The organism is Roseibaca sp. Y0-43 (genome assembly GCF_020667835.1).
Lineage (GTDB): Bacteria > Pseudomonadota > Alphaproteobacteria > Rhodobacterales > Rhodobacteraceae > Roseinatronobacter.
Genome location: NZ_JAFMPR010000003.1, coordinates 160,735 through 177,660 on the forward strand (window position 1 = coordinate 160,735; position 16,926 = coordinate 177,660).

The 16,926-nt window shown below is 65.3% G+C and carries 19 protein-coding genes; 12 read left to right on the forward strand and 7 right to left on the reverse strand.

All coding sequences use genetic code 11. The features are described 5' to 3' along the window. The first annotated feature begins 1 nt into the window (after window position 1). Genes J1C52_RS04950 through J1C52_RS04985 form a run of 8 tightly spaced genes read left to right on the forward strand, consistent with a single transcriptional unit; the run spans window position 2 to window position 8,511 of the window. Window positions 2-1,711 (forward strand): IlvD/Edd family dehydratase, encoded by a 1,710-nt coding sequence (locus J1C52_RS04950; RefSeq protein ID WP_227426818.1) that lies wholly within the window; start codon window positions 2-4, stop codon window positions 1,709-1,711. Continuing rightward, window positions 1,711-2,478, forward strand: a complete 768-nt coding sequence (locus J1C52_RS04955) for an SDR family NAD(P)-dependent oxidoreductase (RefSeq protein ID WP_227426819.1) — start codon at window positions 1,711-1,713, stop codon at window positions 2,476-2,478. Before J1C52_RS04950 ends, J1C52_RS04955 begins: the two co-directional genes overlap by 1 nt. Beyond that, window positions 2,475-3,395, forward strand: coding sequence for a 2-dehydro-3-deoxygalactonokinase (locus tag J1C52_RS04960; protein ID WP_227426820.1), 921 nt, complete (start codon window positions 2,475-2,477; stop codon window positions 3,393-3,395). Before J1C52_RS04955 ends, J1C52_RS04960 begins: the two co-directional genes overlap by 4 nt. After that, a complete protein-coding gene (locus J1C52_RS04965; protein WP_227426821.1) occupies window positions 3,383-3,982 on the forward strand; it encodes a 2-dehydro-3-deoxy-6-phosphogalactonate aldolase in 600 nt (199 codons plus the stop codon). The genes J1C52_RS04960 and J1C52_RS04965 overlap by 13 nt, the downstream gene beginning before the upstream one ends. Further along, on the forward strand, window positions 3,979-4,815 hold the full coding sequence (locus J1C52_RS04970; RefSeq protein WP_227426822.1) for an SMP-30/gluconolactonase/LRE family protein: 837 nt from the start codon (window positions 3,979-3,981) through the stop codon (window positions 4,813-4,815). The genes J1C52_RS04965 and J1C52_RS04970 overlap by 4 nt, the downstream gene beginning before the upstream one ends. After that, entirely contained in the window at window positions 4,805-5,797 is a 993-nt protein-coding gene (locus J1C52_RS04975; RefSeq protein WP_227426823.1) for an aldose epimerase family protein, read from the forward strand. The genes J1C52_RS04970 and J1C52_RS04975 overlap by 11 nt, the downstream gene beginning before the upstream one ends. An 11-nt stretch (window positions 5,798-5,808) precedes the next feature. Then, on the forward strand, window positions 5,809-7,713 hold the full coding sequence (locus J1C52_RS04980) for a beta-galactosidase (protein WP_227426824.1): 1,905 nt from the start codon (window positions 5,809-5,811) through the stop codon (window positions 7,711-7,713). A 51-nt stretch (window positions 7,714-7,764) separates the two neighbouring features. Beyond that, the gene (locus tag J1C52_RS04985) at window positions 7,765-8,511 is read left to right on the forward strand and encodes an SDR family oxidoreductase (RefSeq protein WP_227426825.1); all 747 of its coding nucleotides are present in this window, start codon (window positions 7,765-7,767) and stop codon (window positions 8,509-8,511) included. Here J1C52_RS04985 and arsJ read toward each other — a convergent pair. The 5 genes from arsJ to ribA all read right to left on the reverse strand — a co-directional run bounded on the left by arsJ (window position 8,508) and on the right by ribA (window position 13,329). Then, a complete protein-coding gene (arsJ, locus tag J1C52_RS04990; protein WP_227426826.1) occupies window positions 8,508-9,749 on the reverse strand; it encodes an organoarsenical effux MFS transporter ArsJ in 1,242 nt (413 codons plus the stop codon). The two genes, J1C52_RS04985 and arsJ, sit on opposite strands and share 4 nt — an antisense overlap. A 93-nt stretch (window positions 9,750-9,842) precedes the next feature. Continuing rightward, window positions 9,843-10,853 (reverse strand): ArsJ-associated glyceraldehyde-3-phosphate dehydrogenase, encoded by a 1,011-nt coding sequence (locus J1C52_RS04995; RefSeq protein ID WP_227426827.1) that lies wholly within the window; start codon window positions 10,851-10,853, stop codon window positions 9,843-9,845. Then, a complete protein-coding gene (locus J1C52_RS05000) occupies window positions 10,850-11,689 on the reverse strand; it encodes a helix-turn-helix domain-containing protein (RefSeq protein ID WP_227426828.1) in 840 nt (279 codons plus the stop codon). The genes J1C52_RS04995 and J1C52_RS05000 overlap by 4 nt, the downstream gene beginning before the upstream one ends. A 57-nt stretch (window positions 11,690-11,746) precedes the next feature. Then, window positions 11,747-12,256: a L,D-transpeptidase family protein gene (locus tag J1C52_RS05005; protein WP_227426829.1), complete on the reverse strand. Its 510-nt coding sequence runs from the start codon at window positions 12,254-12,256 to the stop codon at window positions 11,747-11,749. Next, window positions 12,253-13,329, reverse strand: a complete 1,077-nt coding sequence (gene ribA / locus J1C52_RS05010) for a GTP cyclohydrolase II (protein WP_227426830.1) — start codon at window positions 13,327-13,329, stop codon at window positions 12,253-12,255. The genes J1C52_RS05005 and ribA overlap by 4 nt, the downstream gene beginning before the upstream one ends. A 163-nt stretch (window positions 13,330-13,492) precedes the next feature. Here ribA and J1C52_RS05015 point away from each other — a divergent pair, with 163 nt between their 5' ends. Further along, window positions 13,493-14,179 carry a response regulator transcription factor gene (locus J1C52_RS05015; protein ID WP_227426831.1) on the forward strand — a complete coding sequence of 229 codons (687 nt, stop codon included), beginning with the start codon at window positions 13,493-13,495 and terminating at the stop codon, window positions 14,177-14,179. Window positions 14,180-14,339: 160 nt separating this feature from the next. Here J1C52_RS05015 and J1C52_RS05020 read toward each other — a convergent pair whose 3' ends face one another. Both J1C52_RS05020 and J1C52_RS05025 read right to left on the reverse strand, forming a co-directional pair. After that, window positions 14,340-15,008, reverse strand: coding sequence for an NUDIX hydrolase (locus tag J1C52_RS05020; RefSeq protein WP_227426832.1), 669 nt, complete (start codon window positions 15,006-15,008; stop codon window positions 14,340-14,342). After that, window positions 14,992-15,393, reverse strand: coding sequence for a DUF983 domain-containing protein (locus J1C52_RS05025; RefSeq protein ID WP_227426833.1), 402 nt, complete (start codon window positions 15,391-15,393; stop codon window positions 14,992-14,994). Before J1C52_RS05025 ends, J1C52_RS05020 begins: the two co-directional genes overlap by 17 nt. A 192-nt stretch (window positions 15,394-15,585) precedes the next feature. On the opposite strand from J1C52_RS05025, the gene J1C52_RS05030 reads away from it, so the two are divergent. Genes J1C52_RS05030 through J1C52_RS05040 form a run of 3 tightly spaced genes read left to right on the forward strand, consistent with a single transcriptional unit; the run spans window position 15,586 to window position 16,925 of the window. Then, window positions 15,586-15,978, forward strand: coding sequence for an EF-hand domain-containing protein (locus J1C52_RS05030; protein ID WP_227426834.1), 393 nt, complete (start codon window positions 15,586-15,588; stop codon window positions 15,976-15,978). 52 nt (window positions 15,979-16,030) lie between these two features. Then, a complete protein-coding gene (locus J1C52_RS05035) occupies window positions 16,031-16,600 on the forward strand; it encodes an RNA polymerase sigma factor (RefSeq protein ID WP_227426835.1) in 570 nt (189 codons plus the stop codon). Continuing rightward, window positions 16,581-16,925, forward strand: a complete 345-nt coding sequence (locus J1C52_RS05040) for a hypothetical protein (RefSeq protein WP_227426836.1) — start codon at window positions 16,581-16,583, stop codon at window positions 16,923-16,925. The genes J1C52_RS05035 and J1C52_RS05040 overlap by 20 nt, the downstream gene beginning before the upstream one ends. The last annotated feature ends 1 nt before the right edge of the window (window position 16,926 follow it).

The following is a 16,926-nucleotide window of genomic DNA, read 5'->3' on the forward strand; positions in this document are numbered from 1 at the left end:
CATGAAGAAACCCCGCCGCTCTGCCGCCTGGTATGGCAAACTGGACAAGGACGGCTTCATCCACCGTTCCTGGATGAAGAACCAGGGCTTTCCCGACCACGCGTTCGATGGCCGCCCGATTATCGGCATCTGCAACACATGGTCGGAACTGACGCCCTGCAATAGCGGGCTGCGGGTGTTGGCCGAAGCGGTCAAACGAGGGGTCTGGGAAGCGGGGGGCTTTCCGGTCGAATTTCCTGTCACGTCCTTGGGCGAAACGCAGATGAAGCCCACGGCGATGCTTTTTCGCAACCTGCTTGCGATGGATGTGGAAGAATGCATCCGCGCTTACGGCATTGACGGGGTCGTGTTGCTGGGCGGCTGCGACAAGACCACGCCGGGGCAGGTGATGGGCGCGGCCTCTGTCGATATTCCCAGCATTGTTGTCAGCTCCGGCCCCATGCTGAACGGCAAATGGCGCGGGCGCGACATTGGGTCGGGCACCGATGTGTGGAAGTTTTCCGAAGCGGTGCGCGCGGGCGACATGACGCTGCAGGATTTCATGGCGGCGGAATCGGGCATGTCACGCTCGGCGGGCGTGTGCATGACCATGGGCACCGCCAGCACGATGGCGTCACTGGTCGAGGCGATGGGGCTCGCCCTGCCCACCAACGCAGCCCTGCCCGCGGTCGATGCGCGACGCACGGCGCTGGCGCATCACACGGGCCGCCGCATTGTCGAGATGGTCGAGGAAGACCTGAAGCCGTCCGACATTCTGACGCGCGAGAGCTTCGAGAACGCCATCCTGACCAACGCTGCCGTGGGCGGGTCCACCAATGCCGTGGTGCACTTGCTGGCGATTGCGGGGCGTGTGGGGGTGGACCTGTCGCTGTCGGACATCGAACTGGGGCGCGATATTCCTCTGTTGGTCAACTGTATGCCCTCGGGCAAATACCTGATGGAGGATTTCGCCTATGCGGGCGGTGTGCCTGCGGTTCTGGCGCAAATCCGTGACCATCTGCGACCCGCGCAGACCGTTCTGGGCCGCGATATTGCCACCTATGCCGAAGGGGCAGAGATCTTCAACGAGGACGTCATCCGCCCGCTGTCGAACCCGGTGAAACCTGCGGCGGGCCTGCGGGTGCTGCGCGGCAACCTTGCGCCCGATGGGGCCATCGTGAAGCCATCCGCCGCGACCGATGCGCTGCTGGAACACGAAGGCCCGGCCTATGTGTTCGAGACGATCGAGCAGCTAAAGGCCGAAATCGACCGCGATGACCTGCCCGTGACGCCCGACACCGTGCTGGTGCTGAAAGGCTGCGGCCCGAAGGGCTATCCGGGTATGCCAGAGGTCGGCAACATGCCGATCCCGGCCAAGCTGGTCCGTGAAGGCGTGCGCGATATGGTCCGCGTGTCGGACGCGCGCATGTCGGGCACAGCGTTCGGCACCGTGGTTCTGCATGTCGCACCAGAGGCGCAGGCGGGCGGCCCCTTGGCCTTGGTCAAAACCGGCGACCGCATTCGCGTGTCGGCCAGCCGGGGCGAGTTGACGCTGCTGGTGGATGACGCGGAACTGGCCGCGCGCCGTGCCACATGGGCACCTGAGCCGCCGCATTACACGCGCGGCTATGCGAAGCTTTATGTCGACCATGTGCTGCAAGCCGACAAAGGCGCCGATCTGGATTTCCTTGTCGGCAAGGACACGCGGCCCGTTACCCGAGAGAGCCATTGATGACCCTACCCACCTATCCCGACCTAAACGGCGCGTCCGTTTTCATCACCGGCGGCGGGTCCGGCATTGGCGCGGGGCTGACCGAGGCCTTTCTGCGCCAAGGCGCGCGGGTGGCGTTTGTCCAACGCTCGGACGCCACCGCCTTTTGTGAAGAGATGCAGCAAAAAACCGGCAACCGACCGTTGTTCCTGCCCTGTGACATTACCGACCGCACGGCGCTTGTGGCTGCGATTGCGCAGGCGGCAGAAGCGCATGGCCCGGTGTCGGTGCTGGTGAACAATGCCGCCAATGACCAGCGCCACAAGTTGGAGGATGTGACCGAAGACTTCCTCGATTGGTCGCTGGCGATCAATTTCAAAGCCTATATCTACGCCACGCAAGCCGTGGTGCCGGCCATGCGCGCGGCGGGGCGGGGGTCGATCATCAACATCACCTCGATCAGCTACATGATGGGGAACGCGGGCTACCCGGTCTATACCGCCGCCAATTCGGCGCTGAACGGGCTGACCCGCAGCTTGGCGCGCGAATTCGGCCCCGACCGCATTCGCGTGAACGCGCTGGCACCCGGTTGGGTGATGACGCCCAAACAATTGGAGCGATGGGTCACGCCCGAAGGGCTGGCAGAGCATATGAAACGCCAATGCCTGCCCGACACGCTCTCGCCCGAGGACATTGCCGGGGGCGTGTTGTTCCTTGCATCCGACAGCAGCCGCGCGATGACAGGCCAAGCGCTGGTCATTGACGGCGGTGTGGTGGTGACGGGATGAGCGGGCTTGCAGAAACCCCGGACTGGATCGCGCTGGATTGGGGCGGCACGCATTTGCGCGCTTGGGCGATGGTGGGCGACAAGCCCGTCGCGCATCTGGCCAATGATTGCGGCACAGGTGGGTTGTCGCGCGACGGGTTCGGCCCTGCGCTGGTCGCGCTGGTGGGTGACTGGCTGAAAGATGACCGCTGCATTCCCGCCTATGCCTGCGGGATGCTGGGCAGCCGCCAAGGCTGGGTCGAGGCACCCTATCGCGCCGTGCCCTGCGCGCCCTTGGGCGGCGGTCTTGTGACCGCCCCGCAGAGCGACCCGCGCCTGTCTGTGCATGTCGTGCCGGGCCTGAAACAGGCCCGCCCCGCCGATGTCATGCGCGGCGAGGAAACGCAGATCGCGGGCTTTCTGGCGCTGAACCCCGGTTGGGACGGCGTCATCTGCCTGCCCGGCACCCATAGCAAATGGGTGCATGTCAGCGCGGGCGAGGTGGTCAGTTTCCAGACCTTCCTGACGGGTGAGAGCTTCGCGCTTTTGTCGGAACACTCGGTGCTGCGGCATGGCATGTCGGGCTGGGACGAAGCTGGTTTCGATGCGGGTTTGGCGCAAGGACTGGACCGCCCGGACCGCTTGCTGGCCCGCCTTTTCACCCTGCGCGCCGAGGGGTTGCTGGAGGGCTTGGACCCCGCCACCGCCCGCGCGCGCCTGTCGGGGCTGCTGATCGGGGCCGAGTTGGCGGCGGCGAAACCCTATTGGCTGGGCCAGCGCGTGGCGGTCTTGGGTGCGGGCGATCTGGCCGCGCTTTACGCCCGCGCGCTGGACGGGCTGTCGGTGCCCGTATCCGCCCACACGGCAGATGCCGCGACCTTGGCCGGGTTGGCCGCGGCGCGTGCCGCCCATGTAACGGAGGCACCATGCGCGAAATAATCGCCATCCTGCGCGGCATCACCCCGCCAGAGGCTTTGGCCGTGACCGAAGCCCTGATCGACGCAGGCATCACCAAGATAGAGGTTCCGCTGAACTCTCCAGACCCGTTGGACAGCATTGCAGCGATGGTCGATGCCTTCGGCGCGCAGGCGCAGATCGGCGCGGGCACGGTGCTGGAAGTGGCGCAGGTTGCCCAAGTGGCCGCGACCGGCGCGCGGCTGGTCGTGTCACCCGATTGCCATGCACCCGTCATCGCGGCGACCAAGGCAGCGGGGATGTTGTCTTATCCCGGTATCTTCACCCCGTCCGAAGCCTTTGCCGCGATCCGCGCGGGCGCATCGGGGCTAAAGCTGTTCCCGGCCTTCAAGATGGGCACGGACGGGTTGCGCGCCATGCGCGCGGTGCTGCCGCCCGATATGCCGGTCTATGCCGTGGGCGGCGTTGGCCCGGATGACTTCGCCCAGTGGCGCGCGGCAGGGGCGGCGGGCTTTGGCCTTGGCACGGCGCTTTATGCACCGGGGATGTCGGCCGCAGTGGTCGGCGCGCGGGCGCGTGACGCGGTCGCAGCGTGGGACGCCAGCGCATGACGCCCATCAACGCTATTCGATGCGAGCTGGGCGAAGGTGCCTTTTGGCACCCCGAGCGGCAGGAGTTTTTCTGGTTCGACATCACAGGCCGCAAGCTGCATTCGCTGGGCCGGTCCTGGGCGTTCGACGAAATGTCCTCTGCCATGGGTTGGGTCAGCCGCGACGAAGTGGTGATCGCCACGGAAACCCGGCTGATGCTGTTCGACCTTGCCACAGGCGAGGGCCGCACGCTGTGTGCTTTGGAGGCGGATAACCCCGTCACCCGCTCGAATGACGGGCGCGCGGACCCGCAGGGCGGGTTCTGGATCGGCACGATGGGGAAGCGGGCCGAAAAGGGCGCGGGCGCGATCTGGCGCTATTACAAGGGCGAATTGCGGTGCCTGTTTCCCGGCATCACCATCCCGAACGCGATCTGTTTCGCGCCCGATGGGCAAAGCGCGTGCTTTACAGATACACCCACCCGCCGCGTGATGCGCGTGGCGCTGGGCGCGGATGGCTGGCCGGATGCCGAGCCACAAGTCTGGCTGGACCTGAATGCGGATGGCTTGAACCCCGATGGCGCGGTCTTTGCCGCCGATGGCAGCTTCTGGGTCGCGCAATGGGGGGCCGGGCGCGTGGCGGGTTATGGGCCGGATGGTAGTTTTCTGGGTGCTGTCGAATTTCCCGCGCCGCATACGTCCTGCCCGGCCTTTGGCGGCGCGGGGCTGGACCGGCTGTTTTGTACCACGGCGCGCGAGGGGCGGCAAAACCCCCATGATCTGGACGGTGCAGCCTTCGCCACGCCCGCACCCGTGCGGGGACTGGCAGAGCACAAGGTGCGCCTTGACCATTGAGCCTTGGGGCCAGATGCCCGACGGGCAGTTGGTGCACCGCCTGCACCTGTCGGGCGGGGGTATAACCGCGCATGTGCTGACGCTGGGCGCAATCGTGCAGGATTTGCGGTTGGATGGTGTGGCCTATCCGCTGGTGCTGGGGGCAGGCCAGCTTGCGCCCTATCTGGGGCCGATGCGGTATTTCGGGGCCACCGTGGGGCGGTTCGCCAACCGTATCGCGGGCGGGCGCTTCACGTTGAACGGGGTAACGCATGATCTTTCGCGCAACACGCCCGGTGGCCACTGCCTGCATGGCGGCACGCGTGGGGCGTCCGATCGTATTTGGGCGATCGAGGATCATGCGCCGGATCGTGCCACGCTTAGCCTGACCCTTCCCGACGGCGACATGGGCTTTCCGGGGCGGATGGAGGTGGTGTTGCAGGTAGCACTGGCCGAGGGCGCGATCAGTTTCGACTACAGCGCGACGACCGATGCCGACACCCCGTGCAGCCTGTCGCATCATGGCTATTTCGTGCTGGATGACAGCGGGTCGATTGCCGAGCATCGCTTGCGGGTGGCCGCAGAGCGGTATCTGCCCGTCGACGCCAGCACGCTGCCCACCGGCGAAATCGCCCCTGTGGCCGATACGCCTTTCGACTTTCGCAGCCCCCGCAGCTTGAGCGGCGTGGCGCTGGACCACAACTTTTGCCTGACGGGCAAGCGCGTCCCGCTGCGCCCGGTGGCATGGCTGGACAGCCCGCGCAGCGGTCTGGCAATGCAGGTTGCCACCACCGAATCGGGCCTGCAGGTTTACACCGCCAACCACCTGCCAGAGCAGGGCGTGACCGACCACAAGGGGCGCCCTTACGCGCGCCATGCCGGGATCGCGCTGGAGGCGCAGGCCTGGCCCGACGCCCCGAACCGCCCCGATTTTCCCGATGCCACCCTGCGCGTGGGCGAGACCTATCGCCATGTCACGCGCTACAGTTTCCACCGCCTATGACGGAGCTGACCATGACCCGCAGCCTTGGTGTCTGCTACTACCCCGAACACTGGCCTGAAGCACAATGGCCCGAGGACGCCGCGCGTATGGTGGCGAGCGGTCTGACATGGGTGCGCATCGGCGAATTCGCGTGGTCGCGGCTGGAACCGGAACCGGGCAAGCTACAATTCGACTGGCTGGACCGCGCGATAGACGTGTTGGGCGGCGCGGGGCTGAAGGTCGTCCTTGGCACCCCCACCGCCACACCCCCGCGCTGGATGCTGGACCGCCACCCCGACATGCTGGCGGTGGATGCCTTGGGAAACCCGCGCAAATTCGGCTCGCGCCGGCATTACTGCTTCAGCCACCCCGGCTATCTGGCCGAGTGCAAGCGCATCGTCACGCTTCTGGCAGAGCGCTACGGCGCGCACCCGAATGTGGCCGCGTGGCAGACGGATAATGAATATGGGTGTCACGACACGATCCTTAGCTATTCCGACGCCGCGCGCGCGGCGTTCCGCGATTGGCTGGCGCAGACATACCAAAGCCCCGATGCGCTGAACCGCGCGTGGGGCAATGTGTTCTGGTCGATGGACTATGCCAGTTTCGACCAGATCGACCTGCCGAACCTGACCGTGACCGAACCGAACCCCGCGCATGTCATGGCGTTCCGGCGCTTTTCGTCCGATCAGGTCGTGGCGTTCAACCGCGCGCAAGTGGACATCCTGCGCCGCCATACGCGCGCCCCGATTGCGCATAACTACATGGGCCGGACTACGGAATTCGACCATTACGCGGTGGGCGCCGATCTGGATATCGCGTCTTGGGACAGCTACCCGATCGGCTTTCTGTCCGACCGGCTGGAAGCGTCGGACGCGCATAAGGCGGCGTTCCTGCGCCAAGGCGATCCCGATTTTCAGGCGTTCCATCATGACTTGTATCGCGCGGTCGGGCGCGGGCGCTGGTGGGTTATGGAACAACAACCCGGCCCGGTGAATTGGGCGCCCTACAACCCCGCGCCCTTGCCGGGCATGGTGCGGCTCTGGACGTGGGAGGCCTTTGCCCATGGGGCAGAGGCGGTTCTTTATTTCCGCTGGCGGCAAGCGCCGTTCGGGCAGGAACAAATGCACGCAGGCCTTCTGCGCCCCGACAGCGCCCCCGCGCCGGGGCTGGCAGAGGCCACGGCGGTTGCCCGCGAATTGGCCGATGCGCCCTGCACGCAATCCGCCCCCGCCGATGTGGCGCTTGTCTTCGATTATGCCAGCGCATGGGCGTGGGACACGCAACCCCAAGGCGCGGATTTCGATTATTTCCGTCTGTGTTTCGCGTGGTATCGGGCGTTGCGGCGGCTGGGGCTGAATATCGACATTCTGCCGCCTGACACGGCCGATCTGTCGGGGCGCAAGCTGGTGCTGGCACCGGGGCTGTTTACCTTGCCCGATGTCTTGCGCGCGGCGCTGCCAAGCTGTCCCGGCACCGTGGTGCTTGGCCCACGGACCAATTCGCGGCGGCCCGATTTCAGCATTCCGCCCGATCTGGGGCCATCTCTGCCGGGGCTGGATATTCGTGTCGCGCGCGCCGAAAGCCTGCCGCCGGGCTGCCGGGTGCCCTTGGCGAATGGCGGCCATTTCGTGCATTGGGCCGAAGAGCTGGAGGGTAGCGCAGAGGTCGCGCTGGCCCGCGCGGACGGGCGCGCGGCGATGGTGCACGCAGGCGGGCTGCACTATTTGGGGGGCTGGCCAGAGGATGACACGCTTGTCGCGCTGTTGCGCGATCTGTGCCACGCGCAGGGGGTCGCGACGCTTGATCTGCCGCCCGCCTTGCGCACTCGGTCAGACGGAGAGTCGCGCTTCTGGTTCAACCACGGGGCGGTGCCGTTGGACTGGGATGGACAGGTTCTGCCGCCTGCATCCGTCACCCGCGTGCCAAGCGTTTGACAAGCCCGCGCGAAGGCGGTTTTGATGCGCGTCACATCAGGGGGGGATGAGATGACGGACAGCAAGATCGTTCTGATTACGGGTGCCAGCCAAGGCATTGGCCGCGCTTGCGCATTGGCCTTTCTGGAGGCGGGCCATAACGTGATCCTTGCCGCGCGCGGGCGCGAGAAGCTGGAGGCGGTCGCCAGCGCCGCCCCCGAGCGCGCGCTGGTCCACCCTTGCGACGTGTCCGACCCCGAACAGGTCGATGCCCTTTTCGCCGCGATCCAAAAGCGCTTCGGGCGGCTGGACGTGGTGTTCAACAATGCAGGCATTGGCCTGCCCGCCACAGAAATTGCCGATATTTCATGGGAGGATTGGCGGCGCGTTGCCTCGGTCAATCTGGATGGGGCGTTCCTGATCGCGCGCGGGGCCTTCGCGATGATGCGCGCGCAAGACCCCAAGGGCGGGCGGATCATCAATAACGGCTCGATCTCGGCGCATGTGCCGCGCGTGGGGTCGGTGCCCTACACGGCCACCAAACACGCGATTACCGGGCTGACGCGCACGCTGTCGCTGGATGGGCGCAAGCATAACATCGCCTGCGGGCAGATCGACATCGGGAATGCCGCGTCCGAGATGACCGATGCCTTTGCCCGTGGAATGCCGCAGGCCGATGGGTCTATGCGGCCAGAGCCGCTTATGGATGTGGCGCATGTCGCGTCTTCGGTGCTGCACATGGCCAGCCTGCCCTTGGATGCCAATGTGCAGTTCATGACGGTGATGGCCACGACCATGCCCTATATCGGGCGCGGCTAGGCCAATCTGCGCGCGGCCAGCCAGCTGGCCAGCGCCATTGCCCCCGCCGTGGCAAGGCACAGGGCCAGCCCGCCCAATTGGTAGCTGGCCCCCGACAGCGCCGTGCCGATCAGCCGTCCGCTGGCATTGGCCATGTAGTAGAACCCCACATCGCGGGTGATCCGGTCCGCCGCGCCGAAGGCGAGGATAAGATAGGAATGCACCGAGGAATTGACGGCAAAGACGAAGCCAAAGAGCAGGAGGCCCACGACCAAAAGGGCCGTCAGCCACGGCGCGGGGCTGCCTGCCAGCCACACGGCCAAGGCAAGGGCGAAGGGGATGGGCACCAGCAAACCCGCCCAAGTGATGGCCTTGGCGGTGATCGCTTCTTCGCTTTGCGCAGGACCGCCCAGCAGTCTGGGCGCAAAGGCCTGAACAGCACCATAGCCGATGATCCACAGCGCCATGAAACCGCCAACAAGGAAAAACGCCTCGCGCCGCCCCTCGGCGGTTCCGTCCGACAAAACCGCCTGAAAATAAATCGGGATGCCCACGACAAACCACACATCGCGCGCGCCGAACAGGAACATGCGCGCCAAGGACAGCTTGTTGACGCGCGCGTCTTTCGACCGCCAACCCGACCAGCCTTCGGAGGATTTCATCCGCCCCGGCAGGCCCGCAGGCAGGAACAGGATGATGGCGGCCAAGATGACCGCCAGCACCGCCGCCATGGCCCAGATCGCGGTCTGGAAGCCTGCGAGCGCCAGCAGCGCCGCGCCAAGGAAAAAGCCAAGGCCCTTGACGGCGTTCTTGGACCCGGTCAGGGCTGCGACCCAGCGAAAGAGGCCGTTGTTTTCCGTGGGCGCCAGCAGCTTGACCGCCGATTTCGACGACATCTTCGACAGATCCTTGGCCACGCCCGACGCGCCTTGGACCAGCATGACGAAGATGACCGAAACGGTGATCGTCCAGTTCGGGTCAAGCTGCGCCAAGGCCGCGAGCGCCACGATCTGCAAACCCAAGCCCTCATAGAGCGTGGCCGCCAGCCCGAAGCGCGCGGCGAGCCAGCCGGCGGCCAGGTTGGTGACGATGCCGGCGACCTCGTAGAGCAGGAAAAGCCATGCGAGTTGCACGGGCGAAAACCCCAGCCCGTTGAAATGCAGAAGCACCAACATGCGCAACGCGCCATCGGACAGCATGAAGGCCCAATAGGCGGCGGTGACGGCAGCATAGGCGCGAAGCGGGTTCGGTGTGGTCATGGCGCTGCTTCTTGGCAAGTGGGGTAGGGGGGCTTTGCCCCCGTCGCGGCGGTGCCGCGACTCCCCCAGGATATTTTTTCAAGGATGAATGGGTCAGAGGCTTTGGGCGACCATGCGGGTGATGTCGGCAAGGCGGCAGGCATAGCCCCATTCATTGTCATACCATGCGTAGAGTTTCACCTGCGTGCCGTTCACAACCATGGTGGATGCCGCGTCGACAATGGAAGAGCGCGGGTCGTTGAGGTAGTCGGACGAGACGAGGGGGCGCGATTCATAGCCGAGGATGCCGTTCAGGGGGCCATCGGCGGCGGCTTTGAGCAGGCTGTTCACCTCTTCGACCGTGGTGGGGCGTTCGAGTTCGAACACGCAATCGGTGAGCGAGGCGTTCAACAGGGGCACGCGCACGGCATGGCCGTTCAGCCGACCCTTGAGTTCGGGGTAGATGAGCGTGATCGCGGTCGCGCTGCCGGTGGTCGTGGGGATGAGGTTCGTCAGCGCCGAGCGCGCGCGGCGCATGTCCTTGGCGGGGCGGTCGACCATGGTCTGGGTATTGGTCACGTCATGGATGGTGGTGATCGAGCCGTGCTTGATGCCTAGCGCTTCGTGGATGACCTTGACCACGGGGGCGAGGCAATTGGTGGTGCAGCTTGCCGCCGTGATGATGCGGTGCTCTGCCGGGTCGTAGAGGTGCTGGTTCACGCCATAGACAAGGTTGAGCGCGCCGCCATCCTTGACGGGGGCGCTGACCACGACCTTCTGCACGCCCGCGTTGAAATAGGGGGCAAGCTTGGCGTCGGTCTTGAAGACGCCGGTGCAGTCGATGACCAGATCGACGCCAAGCTCTGCCAGCGGTAGCGCGTCGATTGTTTTCTCATGCGTCAGGCGGATGGTTTTGTCGCCCAAGGTCAGGCTGTCCGCGCCATGGCTGACCGGGGTGGGCCAGCGACCGTGCACGCTGTCGAATTCCACCAGAAGCGCGTGTTGTTCGGCGCAGCCTTCCGGGTCGTTCAGGAGGACGATCTCGCCACCCGCGCCCGTGTCGATCAGGTCGCGCAGCGCGAGTTTGCCGATGCGGCCAAGGCCGTTCAGGGCGATACTGGTCATTGGGCTTGGTCCTTTTGGTCTGCGGTCTGGCCGATCTGGTCGAGGCGGGTTTGAAGTGACAGGCGCGACAGGCTGGCGAAGGGCAATTCGACAAAAGCCGCGATCCGGCGGCGCAGCGCGCCATAGGTGCGGGCGAAGACGAGGGCCTTTTCGGCATCGGTGCCGGTCGCCTTGACCGGGTCAGGCAGACCCCAATGGCCGGTCAGGGGTTGGCCGGGCCATGGCGGGCATTCCTCTGCTGCGGACGTGTCGCAAACGGTAAAGACGAAATCCATAACCGGGGCGTCGGGCGTCTGGAATTCCGAGATGTGCTTGGAGCGCATCCTGTCCGTGGCATGGCCGTTGCGCGCCAGCACATCGAGCGCGAAGGGGTTGAGCCGCGAATTGGGGTGCAGGCCTGCCGAATGGGCGATGAAGCGGCCCTGGCCCAGATCGCGCAAGAGCGCTTCGGCAAAGATGGAGCGGGCGGAATTGCCCGAGCAGATGAAAAGCACGTGGAAAGGTGTATCGGTCATGGGCAAGCTGGCTTTGTGATCGGGCAGAAGATCCGGGCGGGCGCGGCCCAGATCGAGCGTGAGGTAGTCGATGAGCTGGCGGGCGCGCGTGATGTCGACCGCGTAGTATAGCGAGCGACCTTCGCGGGTCTGACTGACAAGCCCGCAGGCGGTCAGGTCGGACAGGTAATGCGACAGCGTGTTGGGCTTGAGCGCAAGCGCCTGCGCGATTTCCGTCGGGCGCACCCCTTGGGGCGCAAAGCGCATGAGCAGGCGAAAGACCGACAGACGGCCGGTCTGGCCAAGGGTTGCAAAGGCGCGGATCGCATCAAACTGTTCCATATTTCCTGAATGCAGGAAATATCTGGCCCAGTCCAGTGAAGGTTTTATGACATTGGCTTAGTCGGCCAAGCTGTCTGGAACGATCAGCCGGGTTTGATACCGGATGCGCGGCGCAATGGCCCGCAGGTCGGCGCGCGACAGGCCGATGCAGCCAGCCGTGGGCTGCCCCGGTCCGCGCCATTGGTGGATGAAAATGGCAGAGCCGCGCCCGCGTTCAGCACGCGGCCAGTTCCAGTCGGTGATGATGACAAGGTCATACATCGGGTCAGCGCGGCGCAATCGCTCGTGGCTGTGGGGGTAGGGCGCGCGCACCATGAGGTTGTAATCCTCGTGTCTCGGGTCATCCGACCACAGGTCGCGCGGGCCGATGGGCAGCGCCCAATCGGCGGGCCGGGCCATGCGGTCGGGACGGTAGAGCATACCGACCAGACGGTGCACACCCACGGGCGTGGCCCCGTCGCCCTCGCGCTTGTCGCTGCGCACCCCGCCGCGCCCGATGGTGCAGGGGTAAAGCCGCCCCATGAAGCGCAGGCCTTGGCGGGTCAGGACCATGTCGAAGCGGGTCACAGCAAGTGCCCCGATTTCGCGGCTTTGGTGGCCAGATAGGCCGCGTTTTGCGCGGTTTCGCCCACGCGCAGGGGCACGCGTTCGACCACGTTCAGGCCGTGGGCGTTCAGCATATCGACCTTGCGGGGGTTGTTGGTCAGCAGGCGCACATCTCTGAACCCCATCTGCCGCAACAGCCCCGCGCCGATGCGGAAATCGCGCTCGTCATCCTCGAACCCTAGGCGGTGGTTTGCCTCGACGGTATCGAAGCCTTGGTCTTGCAGCGAATAGGCGCGCATCTTGTTGGCAAGGCCAATGCCGCGCCCTTCCTGGTTCAGGTAGAGCAGCACGCCCGCGCCCTCTGCCCCCATCTGCGCCAAAGCCGCGTTCAGTTGCGGGCCGCAATCGCATTTCAGGCTACCCAGCACATCGCCCGTAAAGCAGGCCGAATGCAGCCGCGCCAGCACGGGTTTCGCGCGGTCGGGCTGGCCGATCTCGATCGCGTAATGTTCCTCGCCTCCGTCACGGGGTCGGAAGATATGCACGCGGCCCGCCTCTGACGCGACCATGGGCAGGCGCGCGTTGATGACCGGGGCCATGGTGCTGGCGCGGGCAAGCTCTGCGGCCAGCGGTTCCAGCGGCAGGTTTGTCAGGCCCAAGCTGTCGGGCAGGTCGGGCGCATCCAGAACCAGCGCGGCGGGCAAAAGCTGCGCGGTTTTCACAAGCGCCAGCGCCGTGCGGTGAAGATCGGCTGACCCTTCGCGCATGGATTGGAACGGCCCTTTCATAGGGTGGCGCAGGTCATCGGCCGGGTCGGCCATGGCGCGCAGCCATGCCAGATCGGCATCTTTGGGCACCACGATCCGGGCCAGATCGCCGTCATAGGGGCGGGCTTTCAGCGTCTCTGCCCGGTGGCGGGTCAGGGCCAGAACAAGGCCGGGGGCGCGCATGGCGTCCAGCCGTTCGGGCGTAGCGGTCTCAGCCGCCATGACCAGCGCGCGGCCCTCTGGCCCGGTCAGAACAATCGGCACGCCCAGCCGCAAATCGGCCCGCGCGCGGTTGATCCGTTCCACCAATGTCAGCCCGAATGCCATGCCAGACCCGTTTTCCTTTCCCGACACATAGTCGCTGCGTGGCGAGATTTGAAACAAAACCTGCGCTGGCGACACATCCGCGTGACCTGGCTGTAGCAATTGTTGCAGCCCCGCGCCTGCGCCCGACATGCGCAATAAGCACACGCGAAAAGGAGTTTTGTCCATGCCCAAGCTGAACCGCATTCTACTGGTGGATGACGACGACGATCTGCGCGAAGCACTGGCCGAGCAATTGCTGGCCACAGAGGAATTCGACGTGTTCGAAGCCGCAGACGGCGCCGCCGCGATGGAACAGGTGCGCGCGGGCCAGTTCGACCTGGCCGTGCTGGATGTGGGCCTGCCCGACACCGATGGGCGCGAGCTGTGCAAGCGGATGCGCAAGGCCGGGTTCAAATCGCCCGTGGTCATGCTGACGGGGCATGATTCGGATGCCGACACCATCCTCGGGCTGGATTCGGGTGCGAATGACTACATCACCAAGCCGTTCAAGCTGCCCATTCTGCTGGCCCGCCTGCGCGCCCAGCTGCGCCAGCACGAGCAGTCGGAGAACGCGGTGTTCCAGCTTGGGCCGTATATGTTCAAGCCCGCGCAGAAAATGCTGGTCGATGAGAAGGACCGCAAGATCCGTCTGACCGAGAAAGAGACCAACATCCTGAAATTCCTGTATCGCGCGCCCGAAGGCGTGGTGCCGCGCGATGTGCTGCTGCACGAGGTCTGGGGCTATAACGCGGGCGTCACGACCCATACGCTGGAGACGCATATCTACCGTTTGCGCCAGAAGATAGAGCCGGACCCCTCGAACGTGTCGCTGCTGCTGACGGAATCGGGCGGGTATCGTCTGGCTTCGTGACGGGGCTGTGACAGTCTTATTGTTGCCCGAATCGTGAATAATGATAGGCTAATCGGGCGATTGTTCTTCAAATCCCTCCTGCGCCGGGGTCATGGCGCAGAGTTCCTCCCTGTTGGACTGGTCCGGGCATGATCTGCCCGGACTTTTTTCGTCCAACGGCTCAGGCAATCCGCCGAAACGCCGAAACACCCGTCGAATTGTCGTAGAAGGGCACCGCGTCAGGGCGGTCCTTGCCCGTGGCGATGGCCTGCACTTCGGCCAGCACCACCTCTGTGATGAAGGGCAGGTTCAGCTTGCGCGCGTCGGCAAGTGGCACCCAGTGCAGGTGCGACAGCTCCTCGCAAGCGGCCGAGAAATCGTCCAGATCGCCCATGATCGCGCCCGCATCGGCCAGGAAGAAGCGGGCATCGAAACGCCGGGGGCGGCCCGGTGGCGTGATTGCGCGAAAGATGAAGCGCAAGCCGCCCGCGTTCGGGCGCAGCCCATGCGCGGCGAAGCCCGCCCAATCGGCGGGCGGGTTGGGCCAGTCACCGGGCAGGCCCATCATCAGCCCGGTTTCTTCCCACATTTCACGAATGGCGGCGGCGGCCAAAGCGTCGGGGTTCGCGTGCCCTTGGGCCATGCGCGCGCGGCACGGTTCCGGCATGGTGATCGGCACCTCGGCATCGGTCGCATCGAGCGCGCCGCCGGGAAAGACGAACTTGTCGGGCATGAACGCGGCAGTCGCGCCGCGCTGGCCCATCAGAACCGACGGCCCATCAGCCCCCTGCCGCAGCAAGATGATCGTGGCCGCGTCGCGGATGGCTGTTTTGTCAATGATCGCGCTCATCCCCGAACCCGTGCATACGTTTCGCCCATTGGAACGCAACGATCATGCCCTTGAACCGGGGAAGAAGAAAGAGGGTCATCGCCACCAGCAACAGCGCCGACAATGAAAACAGAAGCGTTGGGTTCATGTCATAGTTAAACATGACATAGACCATCAGCGGCACCACGGTTTTCAGCGTGATGAGCATGGTCAGATAGGCGGGGCCGTCATCGGCGCGCTGATGGCTCAGATCCTCGCCGCAGGCGGGGCAGCAATCGCGCACCGACAGATACGCGCGCAGCATGGGCGCGGCACCACAAGCCGGGCATTTGCAGCGAATACCGCGCAGCAAGGCTTGGCCAAGCGGGCGGTCTTCTTCGATTGTGTCGATCTGCGAAAGGGTCATGGGCGCGCTCCTGTGCGATTTACCTGACATAGAGCCGTTGGTCTAAAAAAGCACCTGCAATACCGATTTTGCGGCAGCGTGTCGCAAGAATGCACCGATCCCCTGCCCGTTTTTGCGACGGAACCGCCCGGCTGCCGCGTTCAACAGATACAAGGCGGCACAAGAGGCCGCGATCGCAAACGGAGACCGACCATGAAAAAGACCATTCTTTCCGCCCTGGCCCTGACCATCGCGCTGGGCGCGGGTGCGGCCTATGCCCGTGGCAATGGCGATATGGGTCCGCGTGCCCTGCCCAGTTTCGAAGAGCTGGACCGCGACGGTAACGGGCAGGTGACGCTGGAAGACCTGCAAGCCTTCGCCGAGGCGCGCCGCGCCGAGATGGAAGCCAAACGCGCCGAACGTATGGCCGAGCGCGCCGCCCAAATGGGCGAACGCGGGCAACGCATGTTCGACCGGGTTGACGCCAATGACGATGGTGTGGTCGATGCCGAGGAATACGCGGCCTTCACCGACCAGATGGCCGAGCGGATGCAAAAGCGCGGCAAAGGTGGCGAGCGCGGTGAACGCGGTTGGGGCCGCCACTAAACATGGACCATGCGGGCGGGGCGTTTCGCCTCGCCCGGTGAAAGGGTGACAGGTGCTGTCGGAACAGGACGAGGCCGAGTTGTTGGCGCGCTTTGCGCAAGGCGACCTGCGCGCGGCGCAGGCGCTGACCGACCTGTTGGCCCCGCGCCTGTTGCGTTTCGCCACCCGGATGCTGGCCGACCGGTCCGAGGCCGAGGACGTGACCCAAGACACGATGCTTCGGCTTTGGCGGATCGCGCCGGACTGGGACGCGGGCCATGCCAAGCCCTCGACCTGGGCCTTCCGGGTGGCGCGCAACCTGTGCACCGACCGGCTGCGGCGGCGCAGACCGACAGAGCCGGAGATGCCCGATCTGCCCGATGGTGCCCTTGGCGCAGATGCCCGGCTGATGCAGGACGCCCGCGCGCGGGCCTTGGATGCAGCCCTTGCGCAACTGCCAGAGCGGCAGCGCGAGGCGGTGATCCTGCGGCATATAGAGGGGCTGTCGAACCCGGAAATTGCCGCCATCCTGATGGTGGGTGTGGAAGCGGTCGAAAGCCTGACCGCACGGGGCAAACGCAAGTTGACCGCGCTTCTGAGCGGCCGAAAAGAGGAGTTGGGATATGACGCGGACGACATCTGACGACGATCTGGACCTGTTCTTTGCCGCCGGGCAAGACAGCGACCTGCCCGACGCCTTGCGCGCGCGTATCCTGGCCGATGCTGCATCCGCGCTGCCCAAGCCCGCGCCGGGCTGGGGTGCCCGGATCAAGGCATGGACTGCTGGCTGGGCCATGCCGTCGGTTGCCGGCGGTCTGGGGGCGGCGTTGGCTGGCGTCTATATCGGCATGGTCATGCCGCTGTCACTATATGATGTGCCGGTCTGGATGGACGGTGCGCTTAGCGTGTTCGACCAGGTGACGACCCCGCTTCTGGGCGTGGGCGATCCGTTGGAAATGGGGTTCTAGG

Bases quoted from the DNA above. Each gene is read 5' to 3' on its own strand.
- J1C52_RS04955 (WP_227426819.1), top strand. From the start codon at position 1,711: ATGACCCTACCCACCTATCCCGACCTAAACGGCGCGTCCGTTTTCATC.
- J1C52_RS04960 (WP_227426820.1), top strand. From the start codon at position 2,475: ATGAGCGGGCTTGCAGAAACCCCGGACTGGATCGCGCTGGATTGGGGC.
- J1C52_RS05025 (WP_227426833.1), bottom strand. From the start codon at position 15,393: ATGACCCTTTCGCAGATCGACACAATCGAAGAAGACCGCCCGCTTGGC.
- J1C52_RS05020 (WP_227426832.1), bottom strand. From the start codon at position 15,008: ATGAGCGCGATCATTGACAAAACAGCCATCCGCGACGCGGCCACGATC.
- J1C52_RS05015 (WP_227426831.1), top strand. From the start codon at position 13,493: ATGCCCAAGCTGAACCGCATTCTACTGGTGGATGACGACGACGATCTG.
- ribA (WP_227426830.1), bottom strand. From the start codon at position 13,329: ATGGCATTCGGGCTGACATTGGTGGAACGGATCAACCGCGCGCGGGCC.
- J1C52_RS04995 (WP_227426827.1), bottom strand. From the start codon at position 10,853: ATGACCAGTATCGCCCTGAACGGCCTTGGCCGCATCGGCAAACTCGCG.
- J1C52_RS05040 (WP_227426836.1), top strand. From the start codon at position 16,581: ATGACGCGGACGACATCTGACGACGATCTGGACCTGTTCTTTGCCGCC.
- J1C52_RS05000 (WP_227426828.1), bottom strand. From the start codon at position 11,689: ATGGAACAGTTTGATGCGATCCGCGCCTTTGCAACCCTTGGCCAGACC.
- J1C52_RS04985 (WP_227426825.1), top strand. From the start codon at position 7,765: ATGACGGACAGCAAGATCGTTCTGATTACGGGTGCCAGCCAAGGCATT.
- J1C52_RS04980 (WP_227426824.1), top strand. From the start codon at position 5,809: ATGACCCGCAGCCTTGGTGTCTGCTACTACCCCGAACACTGGCCTGAA.
- J1C52_RS04970 (WP_227426822.1), top strand. From the start codon at position 3,979: ATGACGCCCATCAACGCTATTCGATGCGAGCTGGGCGAAGGTGCCTTT.
- arsJ (WP_227426826.1), bottom strand. From the start codon at position 9,749: ATGACCACACCGAACCCGCTTCGCGCCTATGCTGCCGTCACCGCCGCC.
- J1C52_RS05030 (WP_227426834.1), top strand. From the start codon at position 15,586: ATGAAAAAGACCATTCTTTCCGCCCTGGCCCTGACCATCGCGCTGGGC.
- J1C52_RS04965 (WP_227426821.1), top strand. From the start codon at position 3,383: ATGCGCGAAATAATCGCCATCCTGCGCGGCATCACCCCGCCAGAGGCT.
- J1C52_RS04950 (WP_227426818.1), top strand. From the start codon at position 2: ATGAAGAAACCCCGCCGCTCTGCCGCCTGGTATGGCAAACTGGACAAG.